We start from the raw sequence: 23,306 nt of genomic DNA, 5'->3' as shown, positions 1-23,306 counted from the left end.
AATGAAGGGTATGGATGCTAAAACAGGAAAGACGTTAGAAGGAATAGAGCACTTAAAGCAGTCGATAATTGATATACTGACCACTCCAGTAAACAGTAGAATCATGAGGAGAGATTATGGGTCTAGGCTATTTGAATTAGTGGATAAACCAATCAGTAGAGATTTAACTATGGAAATCTATGCAGCAACAGCAGAAGCTTTGGAAAAATGGGAAAAGAGATTTAAGTTAGAAAAAGTAAAAGTTGAAGGAGTAAAAGAAGGGAGAGTAACATTGAATTTAGAAGGTGTCTATCTTTCAGAAGGTAAGTTCATAAATATTAATGGAGTAGTTGTTTAAAAATGCAGCAGCCAAATATTATCGAACCACTGAACTTTGAAGAGATTTTTGCTCGGATGAAAGAAGAATTAATAAGTCGAGATAAAAGTTTTACAGCACTAATTGAAAGTGACCCAGCGATAAAGGTATTAGAAGTAGCAGCATGGAGAGAGTTGTTACTCAGAGAAAGAATAAATGAAGCTGTAAAAAGTAATTTACTAAAATTTGCAACAGGAGAAGATCTTGGTAATTTAGCTGAGTTTTATGGAGTAGAGAGGCAGAAAGAAGAAGATGATGAACGATTTAGAAAAAGAATTAAAGCAAAGATAGCAGGTTGGTCAACAGGAGGAAGTAAGGAATATTATAAATATCATGCACTGTCAGCAGATAGTAGAGTAAAAGATGCACTAGTGGAATCAACTATACCAGGGAAAGTACAAATTTCAATCTTATCAACACAATTATCCACAACTGGCATAGTGTCAGAAGAGCTACTAGAAATTGTAAAAAAGCAGGTTACTAGAGATGATATAAGGGTTTTAACAGATACAGTAACAGTAATTGGTTGCAATATTACGGAAATAGATATTCACAGCAGAATGAGCATAAGTTCTGTAATATCAAAGGAGGAAATTAAGGAACAGTTCATTAAGAAGTTTGAAGCAAGTAGAAGGCTGGGATGGAATGTTACAAGATCTTGGATAATAGCAAATTTGTTTGTAGAGGGTGTAGAAAACGTAGAATTAATCGAGCCAAGAGAGGATGTTGTGGTTCTGGGGAATGAGTGTGCAGTGCTTGGCTATGTCAAGTTAGATAGGATTTAAAACGTATTTTTTTGTTTTGTGCCAGTGAGGGGATTGCGTGCAATAAGTGGTTTACTGGATAAAAATGACCAATGTTATGCAGACGAAAAGATTCTCCTTCTCCTAGCTGTTGCAACTTATTTTTTAAGGTATTAACAATATAGTCAAATATCAAAGAAAGTATTTTTAATACCGAGAATATCTTTGTTTTTTTGCAATGATCTCTTGCTTACTCATAAGCTACCTAAATAAAGGAAATTAAAGCAACTTGAAAGAAAAGACAAATGAAAAGTTTATTACCGCCAAACGCAACAAAGCAAGAAAAAGCGCTAGTAGAAACAATCGACTATAAAGTTAATCCAAGTTGCATAAGAGGGTTTAAATTTAGATTAGAAGAAGAAACATTGCCTTGGATAATAGAAGAATATGGTTTAGAAGAGATACTACGTTGGGTAAAAGATAGAAGAAAAGCCGTAGTAGAAGGAGTAAAATTTCAAAGACTACGTGGAACCCCAGCATCACTCAAAATAGCACTAAAGTGGGCAAATATAGAAGATATTACAATTATTGAAGAGCCACCCGGTAAACACTTTTTTGAGTTGCAAGTAGGGATAAAAGAGGTACCAAATGACTTCTTCGTAGATGCAGTAGTAGAGCTGGCAAAACTATCACTGCCTGTAAGATCCAGATTAATGAGGATTTTTAACGATTATTATAATGTGCAGAGATTTATATTGGATGAGAGTTTATTTGGAGATCTTCTTTCTGATTATTCAGGGGTAAAAATAGAAAAAGATGGACCAGTGTTATCGTTTGGAAGAGTAAATTTTTTCAGGTCTAGTGGTCCAGTTATTAGGATTATAGAAAACTATCTACGCGATCATTATGAACGAGCTTTAAGCAATGATATATATCGCCTAGATGTAGCAATCCTTGGAGAAACAGAGACTCACACAAGGGATTACAAAGGCATCTATGAAAGGAGTCATCAGTGGTACAATTTAAAAGCACTATATCCATTACCACAGAGCTTATTGCCAGAAATAAAGTTTGCAAAAGCGCAGATAGTATTATCAATCAACTATGTTTTTTAAAATTTTTTGAATTTAGTTTCATTACAACTTTTGTTTGTAATTTTGTTTTTTATTCGAGTAAAAAGTGCATTTTTGACAATAAAAACCCTAACTTAATCATAGAAAAATTTTGTATCAAACAACAGTTACTGCTTAGATCTTATGGTTAACGAATATGTGCTTTAAATGTGTGTAGACGCACATATTCGTTAACCTATTTTCTATGCAGATTTTTTTAATTCACATTGACTGCTTCTTTAAGCCTCGCATTGGCAATTACTATGATTTTACGCATTAGAGCTGTCATAGCCACCATCTTCTTTTTACCTTTACCAACAAGCCTTGAATAGAAGGCACCAAGCGCAGACTTAGACCTTGAAGCAGACATCGCAGCTGTAAAAAGCTTTTCACGAACGTTGCTTCTGCCACCACTTATTCTGCGATAACCAATAGTTTTACCACTTTCTTTCGGATGAGGTGCAACTCCAGCAAGACTTGCAATTTCTCCCCTACTTACATAACCAAGTTCTGGCATTAGACACAGAAAATCTTGAGATAATTTTGCACCTATTCCTGGAACTGTTTTAAGGATTTTTTGGCGCTTTTGTAACTCTGGATTCTCATCAATAATTTTTTGTATGGTATTGTTGAGCTCATCTATCTGGCTATTAAAGAATTCAATAGTTTTCTGACAGCTTTCTTTTATATGGTCGTTTTCAGGTGCTGCAAGCCTAGATTTCTCTTGAGCTCTCATTTTTGTAATGTCATCACGACGTTGACAAAGTGCAACTAAGGTTGTTTGTTCTTTTGACATAGGTGCAAATAGAGATAGAGTACTATAGCGTTCAAACCCATACTGAGCAAGGGCTCTTGCATCTGATTGATCAGACTTTGCTAAAGTTCCATGAGATAGAACAAAGCTTTTTACTTTGCGAGTATTAGCTCGATGTACAGCAATATCTTTATCAACAAGAAAATGTGCTAAGCCAAGCTCATATTTTCCAGTGTTTTCCAGAGTTACTAAAGAATTAGGTAAGATATTTGAAAAATCTTGAAACAATTGTTGCCAGCCAGCAGTATCATTGTCGAATTCGACAGCGTTCTTCTGTTTGTGAACTGCAACAACATTTTTAAATTTTCCGATATCAATGCCAATAAAATTTTGATAAGATGTAATCATAATAACCTCGATTAGTTTTAATTAATTTAAGATTGTAAACGGGTGCATACATATGTCCCATGCAACTATTCAAACGTATCGAGAGATGGGCTAGTGTACCTTGATCCGAACGGTTATAATACCAACAGTTGGTCGGTCGCACACGCCCGTGATAACTCTATTCCTATAGTGAGTAGGGTTATCTTCCCTCTTATCTCCTTTATATCATATTTTTAATTTACAAAGTTGGTGTTAACTATAATAAATGGCGATCAGAGAAGCATTTTACTTCGTGGTTGGGGCTAAGCCCTGCTAATAAAATTACAGGGGAAAAAGTGTTTAGCACAAGAACACGTAAAGTCATTAATCGTGCCGCGAATGCATTTCGAATGGCTGCTCACTGTGTATCAAGAAGCAATAGCGGAATAGGTGCATATTGTAGAAGGTTAAAAAAAAGACTAGGTGCACCAAAAGCGATTACTGCTACGGCAAGGAAATTAGCATGTATCTTTTATAGTATGTTGAAGTATGGACAAGAATATGTAGAAAGAGGTATGGACTATTATGAAACACGTTACAAAGAGAGGGTTGTAAAAAATTTAATCAAAAAGGCACAGGAATTCGGTTATATCTTAGTTCAACAGGAATAACTAATGGGAAGTTTCTTAGAAGCAAGGTAGAGGTAGCCAAAATACTGAGAGAGTTAGGAAGTAATATTTTAAAAATTGGCAATGATGCAGTTGAGGTTAAAAGTGAGAAGGGAGGTATAAGAAACTATATCGATATGTCAGATGAAAGCTCTATTATATTAGAGTTTCCTACGAGCATTGGTAAGCTAAATGTTATATTGTACCACGATGTAAAAAAATATGATCAAGTACAAGTCAGAGTAGAAAACAAGGAAATGTGGGCTGAGTTACAAAAAAGAGGCGAAGAAATTGGAAAAAATTGCCTCTTTGGGGGAGTGAAGCTTAAGGAAGTGGTAGAAAGAGGTAATTTCACTAGATGTGGCATATGGAATGAAAAGTATGCTATAAAAGCGATTAGCAATGATGAAGTATTGTCTTCATGGGTAAATAGGGTATGTGGAGGTAGTAAAGAAACCTTTAGGGAACTTTAATGCGTCTACAGCAAACTTTAAGGTTCCAGAGTTTTTTTCTACCGTTATATCTGGAGCCTTTGAGCTATAGTAGAAAATATTATATATATGGTTTTTTGCGTGGAAAAAAGTCTAGACTGTGAGGTAGGGCAAAAAGTAAAAAATTGGAGGTTAGAGCGAGGGTATACTCAGAAGGATTTAGCGAGGAAAATTGGTGTAAAGTATTGGGTGATACTGCAATATGAAAAAGGGAATCGTAGAATTTCAATTGAAAGGTTGTACGCTATAGCGGAAGCATTGTCAGTAAGTATTGTGGATCTTATTCCTGTATCAAAAAGCTGTCTTGAAGATGAGGGAGAAGAAATACTGAACCTAATAAGAAAATATAAAACAATTAATGATCAAGAGTTGCGTAGAATGTTTTTTTTACTAACCAAATTTGTCCAAGTTAGTGAGAAAAGTAGTAGAAAATCGGAAAAAATAAAAATTGCAAAGGGTCTGGTTAAAGCAGGAATTTCTGTTGATGTTGTTGCAAAAACAATTGGTCTCTCTGCTGATGAATGTGTTGAAGAAAAAACGGGTTCTATCTACTACAAAATAGGGAAAAAGATAAAAGAATGGAGAGTGGTAAGAGAGTACACTCAAAAGGATTTAGCAGAAAAAATGAGTACAACACGTCACGAAATAAGCAACTATGAGCAAGGAAGGACTGCTATTCCACTTGATAAATTATATGGAATAGCAAAGGTGTTATCAATTAACATCATGGACCTACTTGAACTAACAGGAGATGAGATAGAAAATGAGCTACCTGATTTGATTAAAGAATACAAAGAAATTGAGAGCCAAGAACTACGTAATGCATTAATAAAATCTCTGTTTGAAAGCATACAAATTTGTGATGAGAAAGTGAGAGAGGTAGAAAGGATTAAAGTTGGAAGGGATTTAGTAAAAGGGGGAATTTCTATTGATATTATTTTGCAAATAGTTGGTTTATCCGCTGATCAAATTGCATGAAAATTTATTTCTAAGTAAGGTATATATGTTTGTTTCTGTAAGAGATATTAGTTCTATAAGTTATAAAATAGGGCAAAAAATAGAAGATTGTAGGTTAATGCGAGGTCATACTCAAATAGGATTAGCAGGTCAAATAGGTTTAACATGCCAAGAAGTGAACAGCTATGAAAATGGGTATAGTTCTATTCCAATTGAAGTACTATATTTAATAGCAAGAGTACTGTCAGTTAATGTTGTAGATCTATTACCTAAACCAATAACAGTAAGAGAGTATGAAGATGAAGACGAAGAAATACTCTATCTAACAAAAATATATGAGAATCAAAAGTTAGGCAAAATAGTGCCTTCATTAGTGAGGTTTGTTCATATTAGCGAAAAAATTAATCAAGAAGAAGCAAGGTTGGAAATAGCAAAAAATCTAGTAAAAGAAGGAGTTTCAATTGACATAATTTCCCAAGCAACCGGCTTATCTATTTACGAGTATTATAATAAAGAGAGAGAAATCTGCACTGACTCTATATATTACAGAATAGGACAAAGAATAAGAGAATGGAGGCTAATAAGAAGATATACTCAAAAAGATTTGGCGGATAAAGTTGGTGTAACACTCAAGGAAATACACGAGTATGAAATAGGATACACCGCCATATCATTTGACAAATTATATGAAATAGCAGGAGGATTATCAGTGAATATTAAAGTTCTGCTGCCTAAAACAAATGAAGATAATAAGCTAATGAATTTAATCAGAGAAGATGAAAATCAAGAATCACTAGTCAAATCTCTAACTGAAGGTATGAAAAGTAGCAAAGAAAAAGTTAAAAAAACAGAGAAAATCAAGATTGCAAAAAATCTAGTTAGGGCGGGTGTTTCTACTGATGTTGTTTTGCGAGCAAGTGGCCTAACTGCTGATGAGTTGAGTGATTGTGAAAATTGAATTGTATTTAAGATATAAGTAAGAATAGTTAATATATTATCTATTCCAAACCCTTGTTTAGCTCTGCAGAATTTGCTAACCAACTTTTTTGGCTCAGTTGAATTTTGCTTGGTATAAATCAAGATATGAAATCGCAAAGTTTATCTATTAATTTCTGGTTATCCTCTATCATTGCCTTTGCCTCTTGCTGAAGAGATTTGATATTTTTTGATGTAATATTATCCATGTCGGGTGACGCTATTTTTAATTGCGATTGTATACGTATATATTTATCAGCTATAACTTGATTAAGTTGATAGTTTACTGCATCTAAACTTGAGGCAAACATCACATGTAGTAGTGGTTTTATCCAGCTTATTTTTCCAAATCTCCTTGAATTAGCTATGCTTCTATCTGTTCTACCAGTACCTAGTGATAACAGTATAATCTCATCATTTGGAAACAATTTCTTACCACTTACATATGCACAAGCCGCTGGATTATTGGCAAACACCCCGCCATCCACTAATACCATTTCCTTTTGGTTGATTTTAAGATATTTAGGTACAAAGTAAGTAGGTGCTGCAGTTGTAGCTCGTAATGCATCTTTCAATTTGATAAAATTTCTATCTTCTCTCCAGCTCTTAAAAAAGAAAGGACGGTTGTTATGGATATCATAACTGGTAAGCAGTACCTTACTTAATGTGTTTTTTAGAATATCCTCTCCAAAATATTTATCCAGTACAAATTCAATATTTTTATGTGGGTATTGTGCGCAATTAAGCCAAGAAAATATTGATCTTCTCAAAAATGAAGATTTAAAAATATATGACCCGTATTTTTGGTAAAATTCAACTAAATCATTGGCTGAATATTGAGGGTTTCCTTGTTTATCTTTTTTACATAATCCTGCTATAACAATTCCACCGGTTGAGGTTCCTGCCATTAAGTGAAAGATTTCAGCTACTCTCTTTCTTGTTCTTTTTTCTATTTCTGCTAGAATGATGGCTGGTATTATGCCCCTTATGCCTCCGCCGTCAACTGAAAGGATGTATTTTTTCATGATTAGATATTTATTAATTCTGTTAACTTGCTCACTTTTATCAGGTTGTGTTTCTTGTCCAAGTACTACTGTATGTTTCACTCCTGGGGAAAATTGCACCAATCTAATAATTGATTCCGTAGAGCATGCTAAAGGGTCTGTGTTAGTTCAAGCATACCAATTTACCTCAAAGCCTATTGCTGAGTCCTTGATTCAAGCCAAAAAACGAGGTGTAGAAGTTAAGATAATTCTTGATAAGTCGCAAGTTCATTCAAAATATAGTGTCATCAATGAGTTATTCGAGCAAGGTATTAAGATTTATATTGATTTCAAACCAGCAATCGCTCACAATAAAGTCATGATTATTGATAACCAAAAAATCATAACTGGGTCTTTCAATTTCTCTGACGCCGCACAGAAAAAAAACGCTGAGAATCTACTAATTATAACAGGAGATCCTCCATTAGTCGAGCAATACATCAAAAACTGGAAGGATCGTCAATCTCAATCTGATCCTTATATACCAAAAGTAGAAGAATAATTACTTAAAATCAGCTTTAAGCTCATCTAATTCTTCAGAAAGATTTTTTACCCTCTCCTCAAGTACTAACACTTTTTCCATTAAACCATATTCAATAAGTTTATCGTGAAATTGTACCCTTGAGTCTAGCTTGGATAACCACCATATGAATGCTACTGTTTGTATTAATAACGTGATAATTACTGTAATTGGGATTTTTTGATTTTGCATAATGATTTAAAAATGTGAGTTTATTATGGATAGCTACTTTAGTAACTACTATTTTGATTTATGCTGTTCCTCTGCATTTGCAAGTAGCTTAATAATTTCTCTATATGGTTTATCCCTGTTTTCATCATACCGTGATTCTATTACTGCAACTCTTCGTGGTGTTTTTCCTTCGTTATCTTTAACATTAGGGCTAGCTCCATTTTCTAGTAAGAATTTGACTATTTCTAAATTTCCTCCTAATGCAGCAGAATGTAATACTGTCCATCCTTTATGTCTACCTGTATCATTTATATCAACTCCTTCATTCACTAGAAATTTCACTAACTCTAAACATTTTCCCTCTGCTGCACAATGTAGCGCTGTTAATCTAGGAACTTGTGTATTAATGCTCAATAGATTTTTCACTGAAAACTTCACAATTTCTAGATTGCAATTTTCAGACGCGATCTGTAACACTCTTTTGTAATTATCTGTAGCTTTGGATTTTTGGTAGCAATAAGTAATAACAACGCATACTATTAACAGTATAAACCACACAAAATGTAATTTATCTTTTTCATTATACTTCAGTTTATTCATACTTAACATACAGTTTCTTCATATTAAAAAGATTATTACTCATTTTTTATTAACATTACTTACTCAAAGATGCTGACAACACAGTAAGGTAACCTGAGGTATTTAAAGTATGCTCCACTCTATTAACTATCCATTCACCATCTACCGCTTGATTAAAACCTATAAGATTAAGCTTTGCTTCTGCAAATAACTCTGGATTACCAGGCATGGTTATATCTAAAGTTTCATTGTTACGCTTCAATTGTTTTAACTTGGCATTTGCTGCACTTAGTGCTGACTTTGCATTTGGATAGATTTCTAGCATAATATAACTTGGCTCGCCGCTACCAACTGTTTCTTTAATAGTTTCACCCTTTTCATAGCTGTGCCATTTTGCTACTACTGAATTGTATTTATCACGTACGGTAAAATGCACTTTCCAATTAATTGTGTCTTGAGGTCTAATAGTCGTTGTTCCTAAAGCTTTTCCTGTAGCTGATTTTGCCATGTTTTTTGAAATAAATAATATATATCCACCAGCTAATTTTGCCATTGCTTCACGCTCTGTTGCTATTTTAGTTAACAAGCTGATATCACTTTCGTCTATTTGGTTGATGTGGGGTATCAGTACATCCTTAAATTCCTCAGCAACTTTATATCCATATCCATGTTTTTGGGCTATTTCTTTTACTAAGTTTTCTATGGTAATTTGGCGCCATTCTTTTGATACTTTTGCCTTCAAAGATATTCTTAAATTTGTTGCATGAGCTTTTATTAGTAGGGTCTTAGGTGGGCCTTGTATCGTAACTTCATTGACTGTATATACACCCATTGGAAAGATTCCCGTTTCCTTATAACCTAGTGCTATGTTCAATTCATTTGGAACTTCTACATTTTCATTGCCATAATCAACATATACCTCTGCGATATCATCTATAGTACCAGATTCATCAGTAAGATGCACCGATATTACATGATCTTTTATTCCTTCAATGCTAAATTCAGGTTTCATTTATTCCCACACTTTTAACTTCGATTTTTTTAATTGCTCTTGTATTCTAGGTAACCTGATCTTTAATCCTGCAGGCAAAAAACTTCCATAATCTACAAGTCCAGGGTTTTCCTCCAATACTATTTCTACTGCTCCAGAGCTATATCCATAGTGTTTAAAACATATGTAATCTAACATTTCGTTTTCTCTGGTTATATAATGTACTGTCATACATAACGCCTTAAACTTAAACTAAATTCAACCTTTTTAGGTAATCCACAGGGAAAATACGACGTTTGCTTTTCTTCTAACCGTATAATAACAAATCTTCCCAAAACATTTCCTAATTTATCTACTAAGATACTTGGTTCCTGATTTTTCTCAGCTTCTTTCATACTTTTTAATTGATTTAAATCATTTAGATTATGGAAATAAATTACTCCTTCTAAGTCTATATTTTCTGTACCTTGACCAATATTTTGTGATGAAGGTATTTTACCAATACACTCAATTGTACTCCAACGATTTTCTTTACTATACTTTACACTTGTTGGAGAAAGCTTATGCCGGCCAAGTGATAGCATTAGTAAATCGGCTCTACTGAATCAAACAGAACGTCACGCGATTTTTCTCTTATTCTTTTTATCACTGCATCGGCAAGACTACGTACATCTTGGTTAGGTTCTGCTTTAATACTTATATTAAATGTAAAAGTTTGATTGAAAATTTTTTGTTCACACTTTTCACAGTCTTTTAAAACTTTCTCTGAATTATCTGCTACAGAACCTTTTTCTGTAATCACACTTTCAATATTCGTTCTACTATTCGAAATTCCACTAAAAGCATTATTATTTAATAAAGGATTTCCTTTACTAAAAACATTTCTATTTTCACTAGTTGCACTGCCTATTTTTGCTTCTACTGTTTTCTCTAATGCTTTTATTGGATTATCATTAAACAATTTTCCTATACCAATCCAATTTTCTATAGGTTTTGTAATTGATTTCCAGATACTTGAGAAAAAGTCCTTTACTTTTTGCCAATTAGCGATTACAAGTGCTGCACCAACTGATAGTCCAGCAATAGCAGCTCCTATAGGATTGGTTAGCGTTAAAGCTTTCAGTCCCATGATTACTGCTGGAATTACTCGTGCTGATAACGAAGTTAATACTGGCAAAAGTGTTCCATGCAAAATAGCATTAAAAGTTAATAGTCCACCTCCAGCCAATGCAAATGCATAACCAAAACCTACCACTGCAATCTTGCCAATAATAAGAGCTGAAATTATGCTCATAACTCCTGTAGTCAAAATTGGACACTTCTCTGCGAACCAAGCTATACCTGTAGATATAGACCTCAAAATCTTACTTATCCAATTTAAAGGAGGCAGCATAACTGACCCTAAGTTCATTCCTAGCTCTGCTATTGTATTTTTGAGTAGCTGCAAATTATTTGCTGTAGTACTTGCGCGATTGTCAAATTCTTCTTGCATGGAATGTTTATACTTTTCTTTGTCAGCTACAAGAGCTATGGCACCTTCATATTTTTTTAGGCTTCCAACTATCAATGCAATATCATCTTGATATTCTTGACCAAAGAGATTGAGAAGGATTTGTGAACGTTCTTGTTTATCTATTTTCTCTAAAGTTTTAAAAAAATGGAGTAATGCTTCTTGACCGTTTTGAGCAATTTTTTGTGACATCTCTTCTGCGGTTATGCCCATGGATTCCAATGTTGCTTTAAATTCTTTTCCTTGTCCCTCAGCAGTTTGGAGCTTAGAAAGTAAAGCGTTTATGGCAGTTCCTGCTTTTGCTGGTTGTTTACCTAAACTAACGAAGGCATTTACTAAACTACTTGTCTGATTAATATCTAAACCAAATTGTTTTGCAGTACCACCAACTATTGCTAGAGCTTCAACCATATCTTTTGCTTTGGCAGCAGTGTTATCTGAGAGGTGATTTATAACGTTGCCAACTCCTTCCATTTTTTCTTCTGCAATTCCATAAATGTTAGCGAGTTTGGCAATAGAATCACCAGCTTGTTCAGCAGAAATGTCAAATGCTGTAGCCATTTTAGCTACTGTTGTTGTAAATCCAATTAACTTATTTTTTTGAATCCCAAGTTGGCCACCACTTGCAGCTATTTGTGCTAACTCTGCAGCTGATAGCGGTATTTCACGAGATAATTCTTTTAGCTTCTTAGCAAACTCAATAGTTTCATTTGTGTTCTGAGTAAAGTTTACTACCTTGACCTTACCCAGAAAAAGTAGACAGGTAGTTAAGACGTTTTTTTCATGAAAATGATGAATCAAATTTTTCAGGAATGCAATAGTTAATAGTAGATTTACACTACCGACAATGTTGCAAAAAACATAAAAATAAAACTAGAGAAAACCATTTCTCGAAAACTTCTGTGTCCAGAACCAAGAGTCCGATTTACTTATAGCGCTAATAATCAATTAACCATCGGCTTTAAGGAATGATATGAACATATTATTTCAAGGAAAAGTCATGAGAAACAAGAGATTAGCTATCCAAATTAGCTGTAGCTATGAACCTAATCGGTTAGCAGAACAATGCTTATCAGATGCTTATGAAAAGGTAGTGTCAAAGGAAATAAGTCAAAAAAACTTAAAACATAAAAATGGGATTCAAGGAGGGTCAAATGGTAACAGTATGTTTATATGCGAGAGTTTCTTCGGGGAAACAAGTAGAAGGAAATACGATAGAAAGTCAAATTGCAGCTTTAGAGAAGCAAATTAATCTGGACGGATACAAATTGTTAAGTGAGTATAAATTTATTGATAACGGCTACAGTGGATCTCATTTAGTCCGCCCTGATTTAGAAAATTTACGTGATAAAGTAACAGAAGGTAAAATTGATAAGATTTACATTCATTCTCCTGATCGTTTATCTAGAAAATATGCATATCAAATGGTGCTGATTGAAGAATTTGAAAAAGCAGGAGCAAAAGTGTTTTTTTTAAATTATGAGATTAACGGTAACCCAGAATCTCAATTACTGTTACAAATGCAAGGTATGATAGCAGAATATGAACGTGCGAAAATTATGGAACGAAGTCGTCGTGGTAAAATCTATGCAGCTAACAAAGGCTATGTAAATGTAATGGGAGGAGCTCCTTATGGTTATCGTTATATAGATAAGCATATGGGAGGAGGACAAGCTTTATTTGAGATTAACGAAAAAGAAGCTGATGTCGTTCGTAAAGTATTTTTGTGGATAGGCAGAGAAAGAACAAGTATTGGGGAAGTATGTCGTCGGCTAAATACTATGTCCATTAAGACACAAAAAGGAAAAGAACGCTGGAATAAAGGTACAATTTGGAGTATGTTGAAAAACCCTGCTTACAAAGGACAAGCAGCTTTTGGTAGAAGAAGGTTAGGAGTAAGATTAAAACAAGTAAGACCACAGAAAGGCTCTTGTGAGCAGCCAAAAAGTAACCACTCTGTCTATCCTGTTGAAAAAGCAAATTGGATTTATATTAAAGTGCCAAATATAGTAGATGAAGATATATTTGATATTGTTCAAGAACAATTAGCTGAAAATAGAAAAGTAGCAAGGACAAGAAAAAGAGGAGCAAAGTACTTACTACAAGGTTTAGTCATATGTAAGCGTTGTAATTACGGATGTTACGGAACTTGCATGAGAAGTAGACGAGAAGAAGAAGGTGGTCATTATGCATATTACCGTTGTAGTGGTAAAGATTCTTACCGTTTTGGTGGTAATAAGATTTGTGACAATAAACCCATTCGCTCAGATGCATTAGAAACAGCTGTGTGGGAAGAGGTTAAGCAGTTATTGAAAAATCCAAACAGGATTTTAGAAGAATACAAGCGTAGGCTTTCAGAACTAAAAAAATCATCATTGGATCAAAAAAGCGACCTGCTAGAGAAACAAGAAAATAAATTAAAACGTGGTATTGCTAGACTTATCGATAGTTATGCTCAAGAATATATCAATCAAGAGGAATTTGAACCACGAATTAAAGCAATGAAACAAAGCTTAAAAACAATTAAAGAAGAGAAGAAAAAGATATTTTATCAAAAGGAATTAGAACAGGAGGTAACTCTGGTTGTGGCCAATTTAGAAGACTTTTCTTCCAATATTACATTAAACCTTGATAACGCAGACTGGCTAACTAAACGTGATATTATCAGAACATTGGTCAAGAGAATTGAAATTAACCTTGAGGACGTAAATATGGTATTTCGCGTAAAAGAGCTACCGAACTCTTCTGGACATAATGGAAAGGAAAATAAAAATTTGCAACATTGTCGTAGGTGTATTTACAGATGTGTCCCGTAAGTTTGATGCCGTCTTCTTCCTCTTTAACTTCCAGCGAATTGCTCTGAAATTCTTCTTCTGTTTTACATAATCTGTTAAATAATGAAGTTTGTTTAACATATTTTAAGAGCTTTTTATTACCGGAAGTGAGAGTAAACCCAATACTATAATTAATCATCGCTAAGTTATTCACAATATCAACAATACTTTGTGTTTCTGCCCTTTCGGTTTTTAGAAACTTTAGTCTATTTGGTGTAGCAAAAAATAAGTCACGAACTTCAATATATGTACCTTGCAACAAAGAACAAGGGGTAATCTCTCTTATTTTTTCTCCTCCCTCATATCTTATAGACCATGCTTCCTTTGCTCCACTTGCCTTAGATGATAATTTAATTCTGCTTACTGCTGCAATTGAAGGCAGAGCCTCTCCTCTAAAGCCAAGATGTCTGATCTCTATTAATTCACTATCGCTTAATTTTGAAGTAGCGTGGCGCATAAACGCAAGTTCCAAATCTTCCTTTTCTATTCCATTTCCATCGTCTGTTACAGTTATAAGATTACGCCCACCACTTTCTATTTTGATCTCTATCTCTGAACTTCCAGCATCTATTGCATTTTCTACTAATTCCTTTACTACACTTGCTGGCCTTTCGATTACTTCACCTGCTGCTATACGATTTATTGTTTTTGTATCTAAAAGAATTATTGCCATATTTCCAACTCTCAGTCTGATGAAGATATAGCTTTAATGTTAATAAAAATCAATCTCTATTAGGCATCTTCACTAATTTCAAAACAGAAATAATTGTAAAAAACCCAGGCCAAAATTTTATGGCAAGCTCTCCTGTAGTTTAATTTTAGTTGAATATTTCTTCAAAATTGTGTATAATTATTAATGCTTTTTAGGTTAATTTATCATGGCTTTTTCTAAATTCCTTGATGCACGCAATGATTATGCCTTTAAAAGAATATTTGGCACCGAGAAGAATAAAGATATCCTCATTCATTTCTTGAACGATATTTTAGGCTTTACTGGCTTAGCTGCTATTCACGATGTTGAATTCTTAGCTACCATCTTAGACCCTGAAATTGCTGCTAAAAAGCAGAGTATTGTTGATGTTCTTTGCAAGGACTCTCAAGGTTCCAGATACATCATAGAGATGCAATTCACTAAGACCAAAGGCTTCGAAAAGCGTGCTCAATATTATGCTGCTAAAGCCTATTCAAGTCAAGCTGATCAAGGTGATAATTATCATAATCTCAAGGAAATTATCTTCATAGCCGTTGCTGATTGTATTATTTTTCCAGATAAAGCCGAGTACAAATCTAATCATGTCATTTTAGACCAAAATAGCTTTGAACATGACTTAAAGGATTTTTACTTCGTATTCATAGAATTACCAAAATTTACAAAAACGAAGGAAGATCAATTAGAAAATATAGTAGAAAAATGGTGTTATTTTTTTCGATATGCAGCAGAAACAAGCGAAGAGGACCTAGATAAAATAGTTGGTAGTGACATAATAATAAAACGAGCTTATGAAGAGATGAATAAGTTTAACTGGTCAGAAGAAGAGTTACTAGCATATGAACAAATGAAAAAACGCATAATGGATGAGATTGCTGCTTTCGCTCAAAAATTTGATGAGGGTCTTAAAGTAGGTCAAGAAAAAGGTAGACAAGAAGGCATCCAAATCGGCCATCAAAAAGGTAAAATTGAAGGTAAAATTGAAGTTGCAAAAAACTCACTCAAGGCCGGTGTCTCTATTGATGTTATCGCTGAAATCACTGGTCTTTCGGTAGACGAAATTAAACAACTTCAGCAAGAAATAGCATGATTTGTACCTGTTTGTTCACTGTTGTATTATTTAAATAGCTTCTAGGTTTATTATCAGCAAGTCATTAGTTAATATCCACTATTAACTATCTGCTGCTCATCAAACATCTTTTCAATATTCCCTTTTTAAAATACTCAAAAGCTCCTCATTCTAATGAGGTTCAACATTAAATAATTGTAAGGCATGTAAAAAAAAGCAACAGCCTATTATCAAGCTATCAACTACTACAATATATCAGAGTTATAGTATTTTCTCCTTATTTTTATCTCTGGGAACTAGTTATTGTGGCCTGGGATCTTCTCGGTTGATCTATATTTATCTCTTCCAGATGTAAAAGACAAGACTTGATCTGATAAATTAGTTGCAATAACCTCTATGAATCACACAATTGCCGATTTAGTTGGACAAAATTACAAGTAAAAAATTTATAAAAACATATTTGATTCTGGTAGTCATAAACTATTCATAAAGTTGTTATATAGTAAGGTTTTTTGAGAAAATAAGATGAGTGATTTCAGTACAAAGGTTACAAACATCGACACTTTATTACTTATCGCAGCTAAGGATGGTAATATTAATGAAGTAAGACGTCTAATCGAAAAAGGAGCAGATGTTAACGCAAATGATATTAGAATTACGGGTAATGCTCCTCTACATTTTGCTTCTCAAAGCGGTCATAAAGAGATAGTAAATGCTCTATTGGAAGCGAAAGCAAATGTTAACCTAATAAACTATGACCAGAATACTTCTCTACATCTTGCTTCTCAAAGCGGTCATAAAGAGATAGTAGATACTCTAATAGGAAAAGGAGCAAATGTTAATGCAGAAAATGAATATAAACAGACTCCTTTACATTTTGCTTCTCAAAATGGTCATAAAGAGATAGTAGATACTCTAATAGGAAAAGGAGCAAATGTTAATGCAGAAAATGAATATAAACAGACTCCTTTACATTTGGCTGCTTACAATGGCCATAAAGAGATAGTGGATGCTCTATTAAAAGCAAATGTTGATCAAGAAAAAAAAGATTCCTCTACTATTCTGCATTACGCTGTTCACAATGGACATGAAAAGATAGTTGAAGCTTTATTAGAGGGAGGTGTAAATGTTAATACGAAAGGCAATCTAACATGCGTCGATCCTACAAACATAGGAATTATAAGATTTTTCAAGAATAAAAAACTAGCTTATTATAAAGCTGTAGATTGTAGTAATCAACTTACTGCTTTACATTTAGCTGCTAAAAAAGGCTACATAAAGATAGTTGAACAACTCATAAAGGTACAAGGGATTAATATTAATGAAAAAGACAACAATGGTTACACTGCTTTACATTTCGCTGCAAAAATTGGAAATAAAGATATAGTAGATGCTCTATTAAAAGCAAAAGCAAACGTTAATGAAGAAAATGGAGAAAAACAGACTCCTTTACATTTAGCTGTCATAAGTGGCAAAAAAGAGGTAGTAGAGACTCTATTGAAGATAGAAGGAATTAATATTAATATACAAGATAATAATAAATATACTTCCTTACGTTTGGCTGTTGAAAATGAGCATTTAGATATAGCTGAAGCTTTAGTAACAGCTTTATTGAACAAAAATGTTAGCGTTGAAAATAGCGATAGTAATATTATTTTACGTTTAGCTGCTGAAAAAGGCTACATAAAGATAGTTGAACAACTCATAAAGGTACAAGGGATTAATATTAATGAAAAAGACAACAATGGTTACACTGCTTTACATTTCGCTGCAAAAATTGGAAATAAAGATATAGTAGATGCTCTATTAAAAGCAAAAGCAAACGTTAATGAAGAAAATGGAGAAAAACAGACTCCTTTGCATTTAGCTGTCATAAGTGGCAAAAAAGAGGTAGTAGAGACTCTATTAGAGAAAGGAGCAAATGTTGATCTGGTCGATAAAAGAGGAAATAATCCTCTAGATTTAACCACTCATAAGGAAATAAAAGCCCTGATAGAAAGTAGAAAAAATACTAATAATAACAAAGACAATATCACCAATGCAGAGAAAGATAATGATGTTGAGATCAAAACTGTAGACCATAGTAGCACTGTACAAGCAGAAGAACAAACAAGCACTTTTTTTGATAATTTTTTTAGTATTATTACTAAGCCTTTTTCACTAATTGTATCATTTTTTAGTGGGTTTTTCTCATGGTTGTTTGGATCTAATGAAGAAAAAATCGATGAATCTATATCACAACCAAACGCTAGTATTTCTTTACTTCCACTGGATTCATCAAGTGAAAAAAAGACCGATGCACAACCTAGTGATCATTCTTTGATTGTACCCGATCAATCAATTGGGCAAAGTGATAGTGACGGCCATTTACTTGGATGATCTTACCCAGAAAAAAGCGATATTTTTACAAAAAGGATTATATTGGAAAAGAATCTTATTCTATTTAGAATATAAAGTTATAATAAAGTTTCCTGCCATCTCTAAATAAATTACACTAACTTAATATTATATACTATTAATAAATTAAATAGTATAGTCATTTCCAGCACTCAAAACCAAGGGAGGTGAGAGCTTTTTGTTTTGGGATGGGTTGGTCTACCAAGCGATACATACGAACTTTTTAATATTCTGACTTTGCTATACGCTAAAATCATCTATATTGGCTTACTTTTGCTAAATGTACATATGAACTATTTTGCTTAAGCTTATGGAAACAATTTAAATCTTCTATTTTTACAATCCTATTTTTACGCAACTTGTTCTCACAAATATACGATCAACTATGTTTTTTGGAGGAAGTAAATAATCAAATTTTTTGTGACGCTGATTGATATAATATCTGCGAGAATGCTTTTTAGTAGTTGACCTTACGAAAACTATATACTACAGTTAGTATTTATTCTCTTACCATATTAGAGTGGGTATGCAAATACCGAGGACTATATAGCCTTCAATAGTAGTTGATGCTATCTCATATGTTTAAGATAAGCTAAAATGGTTATATTCATATTAGATGTGACCTGATTAGGAAATTTTTATAGTGCTGTTTTGGTTAGTTTGTGGGGTAATACGATGAAAAATACACATAATAGAGGTAATACACTTCCTTTTATAGCTGGTACTCTTGCTACTCTTACGTTACTTGCGTCTGGGGTTTTTGCTATAGCTCCCTATGTTGAATTTTTATCTCCAATTGTAGTTTTAGGTATATCTCTCCCCATTACTTTGATTATATCTGTGCTTTCTATAGCAGTAATTGCATTTACGTACAAAATAATTAGTAAAAATGAAAAATTAGATGAAGCTTCAAAGCAAACTAATAGTCCTGTAATAAAAGACGAGGTAGAAAAGCGAATCAAAAACCTAGAAGAATCTAATATTCTATTCAATGAAAAGTTAGAAGTGCTTGCTAGTACTGCAACAACAAGTCAAATGAAAGAAGAGCTGTACATGAAATTTTATGAAAAAGGTGAATTAAGGGGAAATAAACCTTTTGAGGATTTTATTCTTGAAGAACATAAAAGAGAAGAGTTAATTAATATTTGCAAGTTAATACAGGAGAATATTAGTAAAATGTCCTTAGAAAAACCAGGCAATTCAAAAGAAAAAAGAAAAGTAGAAAGAGTAGGATGCATTTTGTACGGTCCACCAGGAACTGGTAAGAGTACAATTGTTGAAGCTATTGCAGATAAATTTAAATCTCTCACTACGTTTATAAAAGTTCCTGGATCTGATTTGCTTAGAAAATCAAGTATAAATGAGGTTTTTAATAAAGCAGAAGAAAACGCCCCTTGTATAGTTCTTATAGATGAAATTGACAGCATCGGTACAAAGCGCACTGATGATAATCAAGTACCTTTAAATTATTTTTTCACTAGGTTAGATGAAGCTAGGAGAGATGTGATAGTGCTTGCTACAACTAATGTCTGTATGGGAGATCTAGACACAGCACTTACTAGGGGAGGTAGATTGAGCAAAAAAATTGAATTCCATGAACTAAAAGGAGACACACTTAGGAAAGTACTGAAAGCGGGCCTAAAGAAAGAATTGAAAGGTACAGAATTTGATTCATATATTAAAAACATTTTAGAGGGTACTGCTAATATTACTTTTTCAGCAGCAAACTTGGATAATTTTATAAACTATGCAGCTGAATGTGCACAAAGTAGCAAAAAGCCTAATGTTCGTACTATGATCAAAAATTTTTGTGATAATTATGGTATTCCATTTAAAAATCCAACTAATATAGAACATAAATTGAAAGTTACAACAGACGTACAAAATCAGGAGAATGATAGTGGTTATTCGAGTGGTACAAATACTCCAAGTACTTTGAAAGGACAATCTTTAATGACCCCCGTTATTATTAATAAGTTAGAAGAATGCAGAAAATCACTTAATCTGGTAGACTAGAATTAGCTGGCAGAAGAATTGAGGTAGTCATATCAAGTTCCAATTAATAGAAAAAGAGTATTTTTTGTTTATAATTTAATGTTTAAGCAAGCTTATCTCTTTGCCTTTTTGATTTAAGTTTGTTTTTTGGATAAATTTGGCCATTTTATATTGGTACTAATATAAGAATATCTACCACGTTAAAGGTTTACGTAAACACTTAAACTTACTACAGAAACTAAAACATTGCAAAAAAAATATCATATTAAAATTGGTTTAATTTATCTTATATACATACGAACTTTTGTTTGTAACAATTTTACTATGGGCTAAAACCAGCTATATTGGCTTACTTTTGCTAAATCTACATACGAACTGTTTTGTGTAACTTTTTTCCAAGGATTTCAAAATTCTATTTTCATAACGCAGCTTTTGCTTAAATTGTTCTCACAAATATACGACCTTTTTTGCAATTTTTAAAAGAGTCAATAATTCAATTCTTTATAACACTAATTAGTATGGTCTTTTCATTAAATTTATCCTCTCAAAAAAGACTGTGCTTTATTCACCTGCTTTAATGGTATCATAATATTTTACACCTAAATCTATTCTATAAAAATTCACAATAGGAATTAGTAAATAGATTATATTCAAATCGATTGTATTTATGATATATAGCGCATACAATATATTACTTGTTTATTTTAGTAGGGGGTATAGGTATGTTTAGTTTTAAGCAGGTAGTACAATATAATTTATTTGGTAGTAACGACCTTGAAGGCAATTCATCTTGTGAATTTGAAGATTTTCCTGAAGAGGTATTTGAGATCAGCAATGAAGAAAATCAAGCAATAGATAGTTTAGAAAGCAAAATAGAAAATCTACAACAGGAAAATTTTGATCTTAAAAAAAATCTAGAGTTACATAAACACTATAAGAAAACAGTGGAAGAGTATTACGAAGAAGTAAGTAAACTCACAATAAAGGAGCAAACTCTAGCAGGGAAGGTAAAAGGACTTGAAGCTGAGTTACAAAGAAAGACAAAAAAATTAATTGAAAATAATCAAGATACCGAACAACTAAAACAGGAAGTAGAAATATTATTATTAGAAACGCAGAACAAAAGTGATGTAATTAAGAATTTAAATGATCAATTAAAAAATGCGAAGAATGAAGTTCAGTTAACAGATAAAATAAATGAAGAGTTACAGCAAAAATTGAATCTGGCTGAAGCTGAGTTAAGTAAAGTAAGAAAAGAAAGTACAGCGCTGATAAACAGTATAGAGAATTTGAAAAGTGATTATGAAAATCAGATACTAGAAAAAGAAAAGGAATTTAATGATGTAAGAGATCAATTTTCTGTTCATTTATCAGAGCATGAAGAACTATTTGTAGAACTCAATAGACTGCAGAAGGAAAACGAGAGTTTAAAACAGAAAAACTTCTATGTTAGTAATGAAGTATCTCTCGCAGATGAAGTAAATGAAGAAAACGTAAGAAAAGAAATAGCAAGACTTCAACCTGAAGCGGAAATTAGGGATATTAATGATGATCAAGAATCAACCTTGCTATACGAAGAAGTAGAAAGTTATCAAACAAGTGAAGATAAAAATCTTGAAAATACTGATTTTGAGATTGGAGTATGGAATGAAACGGATAGTGAAAGTAACGATGATCAGGAATCAACCTGGCTATATGGAAAAACAGAAGATTATCGAATAAGTGAAGATAAAAACCTTGAAAATGCTGATTTCCCAATTGAAGTATGGAACGAAACGGATAGTGAAAGTGACAATGTTAGTCCTTGCCCTGATTATGATGAAAGTTTTGGTAGGCGCTACAGTCAACTATTCTATGATGAAACCATAATTCATAAAGAAAAAGAGACTTTTGTTTTAATTCGTCAAAAAGATTCTTTTTCTCTAGCAAAAGTAAAATTGAATACAAGAGAAGAAGAAAAGTATGAAAGTATCTGGCAAAAAATAAATAAGATCCATAATTATCTCGACATTTTAGGTTACTCTGGTAGTGAAGAAGATTATGAGGAGTGCGAAAAAGAACTTGATAAAGTTATAAGCGCAGCACTGGAACAAGGAATAATGTTCACTTTTCCATATAAATCTGATATGTCCTTGATAGATCGTATAGCTGACATATTCCCAAAGCTATATTTATCTGCTGACACTACTCGAATTTATGAGTTCTTACACAAGAGAAAAATATTTCAGATAATATCAGAAGGTGCATCTTTAAATAGATTGAGTGACGAAGAGCATGAAGATTTTGTGAACATAATTTGTTCAGATGTAGACACTTTGAGTAAACGATCCGAAAACCTTTCAAAGCTTAAAGAATTAGTACTTGAAAGTATTATGAATAAAAGTAAGCAAGTTGATGAGCATGATTTTGAACTAGAAATAGATAATGGGTATTTTTGTATAGGTTATCCACAAAATAGTACTATTGAAGTTGCAAGGGTATTCGAGAACGAAGAAGCTAAAGGTTTGAATCTAAACATTGGTATACTTCAAGTTGGAAACAGTATAATTAGAGTTGAAAATATAGAAGGAAGGAGAAATTATACAGACATCTCAGGAGATACCATTGAAATGTTTTTTTTTACTACTGAAGTAGGAGAAATCAGTATTCATCTATGTCCTAGTGAGAAAGATAGTAATAAAATAGAGGTAAAGCTTACCAATAAATTAGGATTCTCTGAGTTAGATAATAAATCAAGTTTAGGACAGAATTGTCTTTTAGGGGGAAAAAGTGTTTTAACAGCTATAGAAGATGGATATTTTGAAAGAAATAGCAGCGTATTTGAAGAGTTAGATAAAACTATTAAACAGTCAGATTGTACAATAGAGAATCCATCTAGCTTTCTAGAGGTGGTTAATAAAAATCAACTACTAAAAGTAAATGCAAGAGCTTATGGTAGGGGATTATGATAGTTAATATATATTAAGATATAGAAACCAGGAGGGTTAAGATGCGTTTTAATTTAGAGCCGGGAGGGCTTTGTTGAATAGCAAATAGTGGTAGGAGAAAACAAAAGAGAGAAAAACTG

At 33.0% G+C, this 23,306-nt stretch carries 17 protein-coding genes and 5 pseudogenes; 13 read left to right on the top strand and 9 right to left on the bottom strand.

The window, feature by feature from the left end; all coding sequences use genetic code 11:
* Window position 1: 1 nt before the first annotated feature.
* From OOK97_RS06575 to OOK97_RS06565, 3 genes and pseudogenes are all read left to right on the top strand, one after another.
* Window positions 2–337 (top strand): GPW/gp25 family protein, encoded by a 336-nt coding sequence (locus OOK97_RS06575; protein ID WP_264375260.1) that lies wholly within the window; start codon window positions 2–4, stop codon window positions 335–337.
* Window positions 338–339: 2 nt separating this feature from the next.
* Window positions 340–1,140: a baseplate assembly protein gene (locus OOK97_RS06570; RefSeq protein ID WP_264704943.1), complete on the top strand. Its 801-nt coding sequence runs from the start codon at window positions 340–342 to the stop codon at window positions 1,138–1,140.
* Between the two features lie 263 nt (window positions 1,141–1,403).
* Window positions 1,404–2,195, top strand: a pseudogene (locus OOK97_RS06565) (phage tail protein); the annotation flags it as partial.
* 232 nt (window positions 2,196–2,427) lie between these two features.
* Here OOK97_RS06565 and OOK97_RS06560 read toward each other — a convergent pair.
* Window positions 2,428–3,372: an IS110 family RNA-guided transposase gene (locus OOK97_RS06560; protein ID WP_264336326.1), complete on the bottom strand. Its 945-nt coding sequence runs from the start codon at window positions 3,370–3,372 to the stop codon at window positions 2,428–2,430.
* A 227-nt stretch (window positions 3,373–3,599) separates the two neighbouring features.
* On the opposite strand from OOK97_RS06560, the pseudogene OOK97_RS06555 reads away from it, so the two are divergent.
* From OOK97_RS06555 to wmk (OOK97_RS06540), 4 genes and pseudogenes are all read left to right on the top strand, one after another.
* Window positions 3,600–4,001: pseudogene (locus OOK97_RS06555) on the top strand (transposase); the annotation flags it as partial.
* Window positions 4,002–4,021: 20 nt separating this feature from the next.
* Window positions 4,022–4,471, top strand: a pseudogene (locus OOK97_RS06550) (hypothetical protein); the annotation flags it as partial.
* 87 nt (window positions 4,472–4,558) lie between these two features.
* Window positions 4,559–5,467, top strand: a complete 909-nt coding sequence (gene wmk, locus OOK97_RS06545; RefSeq protein WP_264705247.1) for a WO male-killing family protein Wmk — start codon at window positions 4,559–4,561, stop codon at window positions 5,465–5,467.
* A gap of 25 nt (window positions 5,468–5,492) precedes the next feature.
* A complete protein-coding gene (gene wmk / locus OOK97_RS06540) occupies window positions 5,493–6,404 on the top strand; it encodes a WO male-killing family protein Wmk (RefSeq protein WP_264705246.1) in 912 nt (303 codons plus the stop codon).
* A 118-nt stretch (window positions 6,405–6,522) separates the two neighbouring features.
* On the opposite strand, the gene OOK97_RS06535 is transcribed toward wmk (OOK97_RS06540), so the two are convergent.
* Window positions 6,523–7,446 (bottom strand): patatin-like phospholipase family protein, encoded by a 924-nt coding sequence (locus tag OOK97_RS06535; RefSeq protein ID WP_264705245.1) that lies wholly within the window; start codon window positions 7,444–7,446, stop codon window positions 6,523–6,525.
* Between OOK97_RS06535 and OOK97_RS06530 the strand changes: the two genes are divergently transcribed.
* Window positions 7,445–7,966: a phospholipase D family nuclease gene (locus tag OOK97_RS06530; RefSeq protein ID WP_406719913.1), complete on the top strand. Its 522-nt coding sequence runs from the start codon at window positions 7,445–7,447 to the stop codon at window positions 7,964–7,966. The genes OOK97_RS06535 and OOK97_RS06530 overlap by 2 nt on opposite strands.
* Here OOK97_RS06530 and OOK97_RS06525 read toward each other — a convergent pair whose 3' ends face one another.
* The 6 genes and pseudogenes from OOK97_RS06525 to OOK97_RS06500 form a co-directional block, all read right to left on the bottom strand.
* On the bottom strand, window positions 7,967–8,176 hold the full coding sequence (locus OOK97_RS06525) for a hypothetical protein (RefSeq protein ID WP_019236585.1): 210 nt from the start codon (window positions 8,174–8,176) through the stop codon (window positions 7,967–7,969).
* A gap of 48 nt (window positions 8,177–8,224) precedes the next feature.
* Window positions 8,225–8,755, bottom strand: coding sequence for an ankyrin repeat domain-containing protein (locus tag OOK97_RS06520; protein ID WP_174516843.1), 531 nt, complete (start codon window positions 8,753–8,755; stop codon window positions 8,225–8,227).
* Between the two features lie 55 nt (window positions 8,756–8,810).
* Window positions 8,811–9,746 carry a contractile injection system protein, VgrG/Pvc8 family gene (locus tag OOK97_RS06515; protein WP_174516833.1) on the bottom strand — a complete coding sequence of 312 codons (936 nt, stop codon included), beginning with the start codon at window positions 9,744–9,746 and terminating at the stop codon, window positions 8,811–8,813.
* Window positions 9,747–9,956: a tail protein X gene (locus OOK97_RS06510; RefSeq protein WP_174516834.1), complete on the bottom strand. Its 210-nt coding sequence runs from the start codon at window positions 9,954–9,956 to the stop codon at window positions 9,747–9,749.
* The gene (locus OOK97_RS06505; RefSeq protein ID WP_264705243.1) at window positions 9,953–10,309 is read right to left on the bottom strand and encodes a phage tail protein; all 357 of its coding nucleotides are present in this window, start codon (window positions 10,307–10,309) and stop codon (window positions 9,953–9,955) included. The genes OOK97_RS06510 and OOK97_RS06505 overlap by 4 nt, the downstream gene beginning before the upstream one ends.
* Window positions 10,309–11,973, bottom strand: a pseudogene (locus OOK97_RS06500) (phage tail tape measure protein); the annotation flags it as partial. The pseudogene OOK97_RS06500 and the gene OOK97_RS06505, both read right to left, overlap by 1 nt.
* Before the next feature lie 395 nt (window positions 11,974–12,368).
* On the opposite strand from OOK97_RS06500, the gene OOK97_RS06495 reads away from it, so the two are divergent.
* On the top strand, window positions 12,369–14,051 hold the full coding sequence (locus OOK97_RS06495) for a recombinase family protein (protein WP_319803567.1): 1,683 nt from the start codon (window positions 12,369–12,371) through the stop codon (window positions 14,049–14,051).
* Here the strand turns inward: OOK97_RS06495 and mutL are convergent.
* A pseudogene (gene mutL, locus OOK97_RS06490) lies at window positions 14,026–14,742 on the bottom strand (DNA mismatch repair endonuclease MutL); the annotation flags it as partial. The gene OOK97_RS06495 and the pseudogene mutL sit on opposite strands and share 26 nt — an antisense overlap.
* A gap of 205 nt (window positions 14,743–14,947) precedes the next feature.
* Here mutL and OOK97_RS06485 point away from each other — a divergent pair.
* From OOK97_RS06485 to OOK97_RS06470, 4 genes are all read left to right on the top strand, one after another.
* Entirely contained in the window at window positions 14,948–15,868 is a 921-nt protein-coding gene (locus OOK97_RS06485; RefSeq protein WP_264705241.1) for an Rpn family recombination-promoting nuclease/putative transposase, read from the top strand.
* A 504-nt stretch (window positions 15,869–16,372) separates the two neighbouring features.
* On the top strand, window positions 16,373–18,226 hold the full coding sequence (locus tag OOK97_RS06480; protein ID WP_264705240.1) for an ankyrin repeat domain-containing protein: 1,854 nt from the start codon (window positions 16,373–16,375) through the stop codon (window positions 18,224–18,226).
* Between the two features lie 693 nt (window positions 18,227–18,919).
* A complete protein-coding gene (locus OOK97_RS06475) occupies window positions 18,920–20,260 on the top strand; it encodes an ATP-binding protein (RefSeq protein WP_264705239.1) in 1,341 nt (446 codons plus the stop codon).
* A gap of 701 nt (window positions 20,261–20,961) precedes the next feature.
* Window positions 20,962–23,187 carry a hypothetical protein gene (locus tag OOK97_RS06470; protein ID WP_264705238.1) on the top strand — a complete coding sequence of 742 codons (2,226 nt, stop codon included), beginning with the start codon at window positions 20,962–20,964 and terminating at the stop codon, window positions 23,185–23,187.
* The last annotated feature ends 119 nt before the right edge of the window (window positions 23,188–23,306 follow it).

The sequence above is a fragment of the Wolbachia endosymbiont (group A) of Gymnosoma rotundatum genome (genome assembly GCF_947250765.1).
In the GTDB taxonomy this organism is placed as follows: Bacteria; Pseudomonadota; Alphaproteobacteria; order Rickettsiales; family Anaplasmataceae; genus Wolbachia; species Wolbachia pipientis.
This window is presented reverse-complemented; position numbering and strand designations above follow the sequence as displayed.